This is a genomic window from Streptomyces fuscichromogenes (assembly GCF_014645815.1).
Taxonomy (GTDB): Bacteria; Actinomycetota; Actinomycetes; order Streptomycetales; family Streptomycetaceae; genus Streptomyces; species Streptomyces fuscichromogenes.
Genome location: NZ_BMML01000043.1, coordinates 48,562 through 55,580 on the forward strand (window position 1 = coordinate 48,562; position 7,019 = coordinate 55,580).

A 7,019-nucleotide genomic window follows, 5' to 3' on the forward strand; every position below is an offset into this window, starting at 1 on the left:
TGCTGCGAGTTGGTGCCGGTGAGTTGCCGCTCAGCCGGACTTGCGAAATCAATAATACGCTCTTGCTGTTTAGTCGGCAACGAAGACGTCGTGACCGTTGACGGTGATCCGCACCGCGATCGTGCCGTACCGGCTGATCAGGTCGGACGGAACCTCGCCGGTGTCCAGATGGACGGACACCACCAGGCCTGCACCGCGCTCCCAGTAGGCGTAGACCTGAGTTCCGCCGGTCTCCAGACACGGCAACGTTGATCGGTCCTTGCGGCGTCGGTGCAGGAACCGTACGCGTCGGTTCAGGGTGTCCGCGCGGCGCTGGCTCAGTCGCATGGCGGTGCCTCCTCCAGGGGAGCCGGGGCGGTCTGGTCCTGGTGCTCGGCCGGCGCCCTCGCGTCGTCCGCTCGTTCTGCCTCGGCCTCTTCCGGGGTGGGCTCCGGGGTGACGTCGCGCGGGTCGGCGGGGATCGCCTCACCTGCGAGGGCGGCCCGCATCTGCTCGGCCGACATGCGCCCGCTCACCTCGTTGTAGGGGAGCGTGTACGTGCTGCCCTTGTGCCGGGTCTCCGCCGTTGCCGCACGGGTGACCACTCGGCAACCGCCCACCGCGCCCACGGCGCCGCCGTCAAACGCGGCGTGGATGTGCGGCACGGTCACGGTCTTGGCGTTGACCCGGGTCACCTCGTACCAGGACCCCCGCCACCGCGCGAAGTCACCACGGACAAAGTCCGCCTTGCCCCACACCTTGAAGCCGCGCCGCTCCGCCTCCTTGATCGTCTCCGCCCAGTACGTCAGCTCTTCGTCGTACTCGGCCAGAAGGCGCGTCAGCTCCTCCCGGCGTGACTCGGACGGCCCGCGTCGCCACACATCAGCCGTACGGCCCTTGTCGTCAACGCCGTCACGCTCCCGCAGAACGCCGCGCCGCTCCGCCTCCAGCTTCTCGATACGGCGCAGCGTGCGCCCCGGGTTCTTCCGGTACCGCTCGTACGCCTCGGCCGCCGCCGCACGGGATGCCCAGTAACCGGCCCGCTTGTCCTCGGCGATGCTCTTGCGCATCGCGTTGTGCATGCGCTCCTGGTCCCTGCGGGCGCGCTCCTCCGAATTGTGGCCCACCAGGATCGGCTGCCCCATCCAGAACCGTTCGCCGATCTGGTCCGAGGCATCCCGTGCCGACTGCGACGATGCCGCCGCGCGTCCGGCCCGGTCCGCGTACCGCTCCGTCCGTTCCTCGGCCGCATCCACGCGGGCGGCCTCCCGCTCGGCGAACGACATGTCCTCATCGATCACCACAGCGCACGAGAGGCCGAGTGCGCGCACGGCGTCCGCCGCCCGGTTGATCTTCCACCGGTCGGCGCCCTTGTAGCGGCTTCCCCGGATGAAGATCCCCGGGGTTCGCCGGTAGGTCCAGCCCAGCGGGCGCAGCGCTTCCCACACCCCGTCGCCCTTGGTGGAGCCCTCCACGGTGGTGCCGTCTTCGTGGGTGTGCCGAATGACGATGTCCGCCGCCTCGGCGCCCTCCTCCGCCTCTGCGACGTCCCCGGGCAGGGTGAGCGCGCGCAGCGCCGCCGGAGAGTGCCCCATGACCCGTGCGGCGCACTCGGCGCAGCGCGGAGCACAGCCGGGCACGTCCCACAGCAGCACCCCGAACCCGCCACACGTATTTGCCGCCGCGCAGTCACCCCGCCCGGCAGGCTTCGCCCAGGCGGTGGGCATAACTGCCACAGCCGCCGCCACGGGGGCCGGGGTATCGACGCCCGGCACCGCGCCGCCCTCCGCCTCCCACACGCCCACCCCGGACGGGTCGGACACCACGTCAGCCGGGGGCGCCGATACCTCGGCACGGGTTGCCGGCGGGGGGAGCTCTCCACCGTCCCGCGCGAGCGCTCCGCCCTCGCCCTCCCACCCGTCCAGGTCGACAGCATCCGCGTGCGCGTCCGGCCGCGCGTCCTCGGCCAGCGCACCCGGTGCCTTGCACTGCTGGGCAACCGTGGCGTTCACCGCGTGGAGTGTCGCCACGGTGTCCAGCCGGACCCCGTCCACCCATGCGCCCGAGGCGGTCACGTCGTACAGACTGGCCGACCACACCGCGCGCACTTCCCCCGGAACCTTGCCCGTGGCTCGCCCCCCGGCGCGCACGGTCACCGTGGCGCCCTGGCGCTGCATTGCGACGGTCCACCCGTTCGCCGTCGCCGTCTCGGCGAACGCCACGGCGGCCATGGGCAGCCACACACCGGGCGCCGCTTCCGTCTCCGCCACGACCGGCGCACCTGCGTAACCGTCCTGCCAGTCCTCCAACTGAGCGGCCGTCGGTGCCTTGCCCTCCGCCGGGATCTTCGGCGCCTTCCACGGCTGAACCAGGGCCTTGACCGACGCGGACGCCTGGCCCTTCTCGATCCCGCTCGTACGCCCGTGCGTCTTCTTCGAGGGGAGGTCACGGCCGATCAGCGGGCGCTCCTCGTCACGGGCCGACACGGCGTCCGCGAGGAGATCCACGAACGCGCGACGCTCCGCCATGCCCGGCGCGTGTTCCATGTCCGGCGACACCTCAGCGCACGCCGGAAGCTCGAACATCGCCGCCGCTCCGCCATCGGCCGATGCCCACGCCCCACGCCCCGCCGGAACGTCACCGGCTGCCGCACGGGCCAGGAAGTTGCGACCGGCCGCCGCACGCTCCCCGGCCTCCCTGGCTTCCGACTCCAGCGCGGACAGCTCACGCTCACGCCACCGCACCGCATCCCGCGCGCCCTGGCGCCGCTTGTCTTGGGCCCACGACACCTCACGCGCACGCGCGGACCACGCCCCCGCTGTCTCCTCCGCAACCCACACATCCGGCCCCAGCACACCCGCCGACCGGCGTACTTCCTGGTGAAGGTCGTACGCATCCCGCCGCCACGCCGCGCACGTCTCCGCGTGCTCCTCCGCCGCCGTCAGCCGCTGACGCGCCACGGTCAGCGCACGGCGCGCACGCTCCGTCAGCCACGCCCGCGACACCCGCACCGTGCCCTCGTACGGGCCACGGAACGCCACCGGGAACACCCCACCCCCGTTGCCGTGGCAGATCACCGGCAGCACCTCAACCGCGCCCCCGTCGGTCTCCCACCCGTCCACCCCGCCGGGGTCCGACACGACGTCGGGCAACACCGCCGGAGGCTTTACCCCGACCGGCGCGCCCTCGGCCGGACCGGCCTCCGCCGCCGCCTCGCGGGGGGTTGAGTCCGCGGAAGTCGCCACCGCCGGCGTCACGCCGCTACCAGCCGGAGCATCACCGGCCGGAACCGCGGCCGTCTCGGTCGGACCCTCCCACCCCGGGCGGGTGATGCGCAGCAGGAACGCCGACGCCTGGGGCCGCACCCGCCCAGCGACCGCGCGCGGTTCCGGCGCGCGCTCCGCGCACTCCTGAGCCGACGGCACGTCGAGTCCGAACGAGCGCACGACGGCGAGAGAGTCACGCGTTTCCCAACGGGCCGTGTCGACGTCGCCCAGTCCGTACGCGGACTCTGCCCCCTCTGCGCACTCTTCGGCCTCACGGACTGCACCCCGGGCGCTGTCGTACTGCTCGTCCGTCAGCCCGTCCCAATCGATGCGCTGAGCGAACGCACGGACGGTGTCCAGGGCAGCGCGCGCCATGCCGACCAATACGGCCGTCTGCGCGTTCTCCTCGGCCTTCTCCGCCGCCCTCTCCGCATGGATGCCGTACACGCGCGCCGTCTCGGTCGTCGCGCGCAGCACCGCCGCTGGACGCTTCGCGATCACGTACGCGATAGCGGCGCCCGTGACCTCGCCCCACGTACCGCGCACGTCCCCCGTCGGAAGGGTCACGGTGTGGCCGCCGCCCGACTTGAAATGGAAGCGGAACGGGAACCGCTCACCGCAGACGGACAGTTCCGACAGCAGGTCGGAGCGCCGGAACTCCCCCTCGTACCGGTCGCCCAGCGACCGCGCGTGCATCGCTTCCGGCCACTCCTCCGCCGCCCTGCGGGCACGCTCGACGTCGGCCACGGAGGGTGTCCTCCGGGCGCGCTTCCGGGGGGCCGGAGTCTCCGCCGCTCCCTCGGCCGGAACGGGCACCGGAGCATCCGCCGTGGCGGCCTGTGTGGGGGCGGTGGGTGCCTCGGCGGTCACCAGGTTCGCGACGGTGCGCCATGCGATGTCCTGGGCGGCCGCCTGGCCGTAGCGGGTGAGGGTGGCGCCGTCCCAGCGGTGCCCCCGGGCGGTGAGCCGCCACACGCAGCGCAGGACGGTTTCCCCGGCCTCCTGGCGGGCGGTGAGCAGCAGCGCGCAGTATCCGGGCTGCGTCTGGACGGCGGCCGTCCATCCGGCCTCCTCGGCCTGGGCGGTGAGGCGGGCCAGGTTACGGGGGAGGGCCACCCCTCGGGCGTCCACCGCGTGGGGCTGCTCGGCGGGCGGGGCGGTGGGCGCCGGCACTTCGGCAGGGGCCGGCGCCTGGGCGGGGGCGCTCGTGCAGCTGGCGCGGCGCGTGGTCGCGGTCATGTCGGGTCACTCCTGGTCGGGTTGGTGCCGGGTGAGTTGCCGCTCACACCGGGAGGCAGGGCAGGGGGAGGCAGGGTGTTCCCGTCCGGGGCCGGTCGGGCGACCGGCCCCGGACGGGGTGGTGCTCAGTTGCGGCGGTTCCGGGGACGGTTGTCCCGGGGCGCGGTGCGGCTGGCCTCTCGGTCGCCCGTCTCGGGCTGGGGCTCGGGGCGGGGTACTCGCTCGGCCTGGCGGTACTCAAGGCCCGGCTCCGGGGGGAGCGGGGCGCCGGTGGGGTCGGTGCTGTACGCCTGCTGGATCTCCTGGGCGGTCAAGGGCCGAAGCCACTTGTTCCGGACGGTCCAGCCGCGTACCCACTCCGACCCGTCGGGGGCGAAGGTGCGCACGACCAGTGCGCCGGTGGAGCACTCGACCAGGGCGGCCGCGAGTACGACGGTGAGGCGCAGGGCTTCGCCCTGATCGAGCGTCACGGCGTCGCCGATGGCGGTGAGTTCGTGCTCCTCGACGAGTGTGCGTTCCGGGGTGTTGGCGCACGCCACCATGTGGTGGGTGCCGTCCTCCAGGAGGTTCACGACGGCCAGGTACGCATCCGTCGCAAGATCAAGAAAAGCGTGCGCCTTGGCGGCCGTGTCCGCTGCGAACATCGGGGCGGTGCTGTCGGGCGCGGGGGTCCAGCGCATCTCGTCGGCGCTGAACTCCTCGTGTGCTCCCGGGTCCATCCCATCAAGCGTCTGCCGGGTGTGGTCTTGGTACTCGGTCATGTTCCCTGCCTCGGGTGAGTTGGTGGCGGGTGAGTTGCCGCTCAACCGCAGAATCAATAATACGCTCTCGCGGGGGGTGATCGTCAAGGAACAATCACCCCCCAGTGTGGCGACTTACGACGGGTCCACCGGCGTCACGGTGGTACGGAAAGGCATGGCGTTCCCCAGGTAGAACCTGACGCGCCTTGTCTCGCCGGTGCTGCTGCGCTTGCCGTAGATCTCGACGGCGGTCAATTCCTCGTGCTCGTAGAACGCTTCCAACAACATGCCCTCCCAGACCTCCGGCCACGGCTCGCCCTGGCTCGGGGTCCTCGGGCGGGCGAGTGAAGCCAGCTTCCGCGTGGGGCGGCGCTCGACCCTCACGCGCTGCCCTCGGCTGAGCGGTCCCGTGTCAGTCATGCGGTTCCCTTCTTTGGTGGTTGCGGTCCTGGGCGCCGTTACCGCCTTCGGGCTGCCCGCTGCTCCTCGGCGGCCGTCAACAGCTCGGTGACCCCGTGGCGGGCCTGATTGGCCCGTACGCGCTCGGCAACCTGGTCTGCGGACGGCAGTCCGAAACCTCCGTCCCGAGCGAACATGTCGTACGCCTCACGCCACCCGCGCCACTGGCACTCGACGGCGGCACGCGATGCGCACGTGATCGTCAGACCTCCGACGGTTACGGACAGTGCGCCGATTCCACCGGGACTCGCTGCCGTGCTGCGGGCGCGGATCTTGGCGCGGCGGGGCGCGTCATCCAGGATCACGAACGAATTGATCGTGAGTTCTGGTTCGCTCAATTCACCCGGGTCAACCCGCTCGGGAAAAACCTTGTCGAGAATTGCGGCGGCCTCGCACCAGCCTTCCCACCACACACGTGCGGCAGTAGGGTGCCGGAATTCGATGATTGCGTTCGGGATCTTGAGAAGGGGAATGAGCGTCAGGCCGATAGACGCGTCGGTCTCGTGAGGTCCGGGGAGAAGGATCGTGAGTCGGCTTACAGCGTCGACGGTTTCGGTTTTCAAGGGGGCTCCTCGGGTTGGTGATTGAATGCCGATCAGGTTGCCGCCCGACCAACAAAATCAATAATACACTCTCCGGGAGAGGGAAGGACTCGAAACGCCGGAACTTGCGACATCTCTTGCAACAACTCTTGCGTCTACTCCTGCGCCTACTCTTGCAACAACTCTTGCGCGGGCCTCTCGGGAAGAGCAGACATACGCGCAGGTCAACCAAGGATTCCGGGCATGGTCGGGGGTCTGACATCCCCTCTGCTGCCACTTTTCCCGCTGCCGTTTGAAGGATGAGTGAGGAATGGGGGCGGTGCTGGTCGGCGTGGTGGCTTCGGGGTGGGGGGTGGGTGTGTGTGGTTGCGCGTCGCCCGGAGGGCGTCGCGCGGTCGGGTGGTCGGTGTGTGGCGGACTGTCGGGCCTGTGTGGGGTTGGAGCTGGGGGCGAGGCCTGGCAGTGGTCTCCCGCGCTCTCTGGCTTGCTCGTCTTCGTGTCCGTCGTCGTGGTCCTGCCGGAGGCAGGCCGCTCCCTCGGCCCTGCTCTGCAAGGGGAGTTCAGCCAATCCGGGGTTTTCCTTTTCCCGTATTCCGTGGTGTACTTGTCTTCACGGAATACCAATCAAATACCCTCGCCCGTAAGGGAATCCAGGAGGATTCCCCAACCCCCGGACCCATTCACACCATGACGAATCCTCAACTCAACCCCCAACACCCCACCCCCGTAAACAAACCCACCCACTCATTCCCGTACCCGTGTGCCGGAGGCACACGCAATGCCGCTGCTTTTCG

General features: G+C 70.6%; 5 protein-coding genes. All 5 read right to left on the bottom strand.

Annotated elements, in window-relative coordinates; genetic code table 11:
* Positions 1 to 69: 69 nt before the first annotated feature.
* The gene (locus tag IEZ11_RS47325) at positions 70 to 327 is read right to left on the bottom strand and encodes a hypothetical protein (protein ID WP_189269300.1); all 258 of its coding nucleotides are present in this window, start codon (positions 325 to 327) and stop codon (positions 70 to 72) included.
* Positions 318 to 4,484, bottom strand: coding sequence for a DUF3560 domain-containing protein (locus IEZ11_RS47330; protein ID WP_189269301.1), 4,167 nt, complete (start codon positions 4,482 to 4,484; stop codon positions 318 to 320). Before IEZ11_RS47330 ends, IEZ11_RS47325 begins: the two co-directional genes overlap by 10 nt.
* Before the next feature lie 125 nt (positions 4,485 to 4,609).
* Positions 4,610 to 5,245: a hypothetical protein gene (locus IEZ11_RS47335; protein WP_189269302.1), complete on the bottom strand. Its 636-nt coding sequence runs from the start codon at positions 5,243 to 5,245 to the stop codon at positions 4,610 to 4,612.
* A gap of 114 nt (positions 5,246 to 5,359) precedes the next feature.
* Positions 5,360 to 5,644 carry a hypothetical protein gene (locus IEZ11_RS47340; protein WP_189269303.1) on the bottom strand — a complete coding sequence of 95 codons (285 nt, stop codon included), beginning with the start codon at positions 5,642 to 5,644 and terminating at the stop codon, positions 5,360 to 5,362.
* 38 nt (positions 5,645 to 5,682) lie between these two features.
* Positions 5,683 to 6,246 carry a hypothetical protein gene (locus IEZ11_RS47345; protein WP_189269304.1) on the bottom strand — a complete coding sequence of 188 codons (564 nt, stop codon included), beginning with the start codon at positions 6,244 to 6,246 and terminating at the stop codon, positions 5,683 to 5,685.
* Between the last annotated feature and the right edge of the window lie 773 nt (positions 6,247 to 7,019).

Excerpts from the sequence above, each read along its gene's own strand:
- IEZ11_RS47335 (WP_189269302.1), bottom strand. The coding sequence starts at position 5,245 with ATGACCGAGTACCAAGACCACACCCGGCAGACGCTTGATGGGATGGAC.
- IEZ11_RS47325 (WP_189269300.1), bottom strand. The coding sequence starts at position 327 with ATGCGACTGAGCCAGCGCCGCGCGGACACCCTGAACCGACGCGTACGG.
- IEZ11_RS47330 (WP_189269301.1), bottom strand. The coding sequence starts at position 4,484 with ATGACCGCGACCACGCGCCGCGCCAGCTGCACGAGCGCCCCCGCCCAG.
- IEZ11_RS47340 (WP_189269303.1), bottom strand. The coding sequence starts at position 5,644 with ATGACTGACACGGGACCGCTCAGCCGAGGGCAGCGCGTGAGGGTCGAG.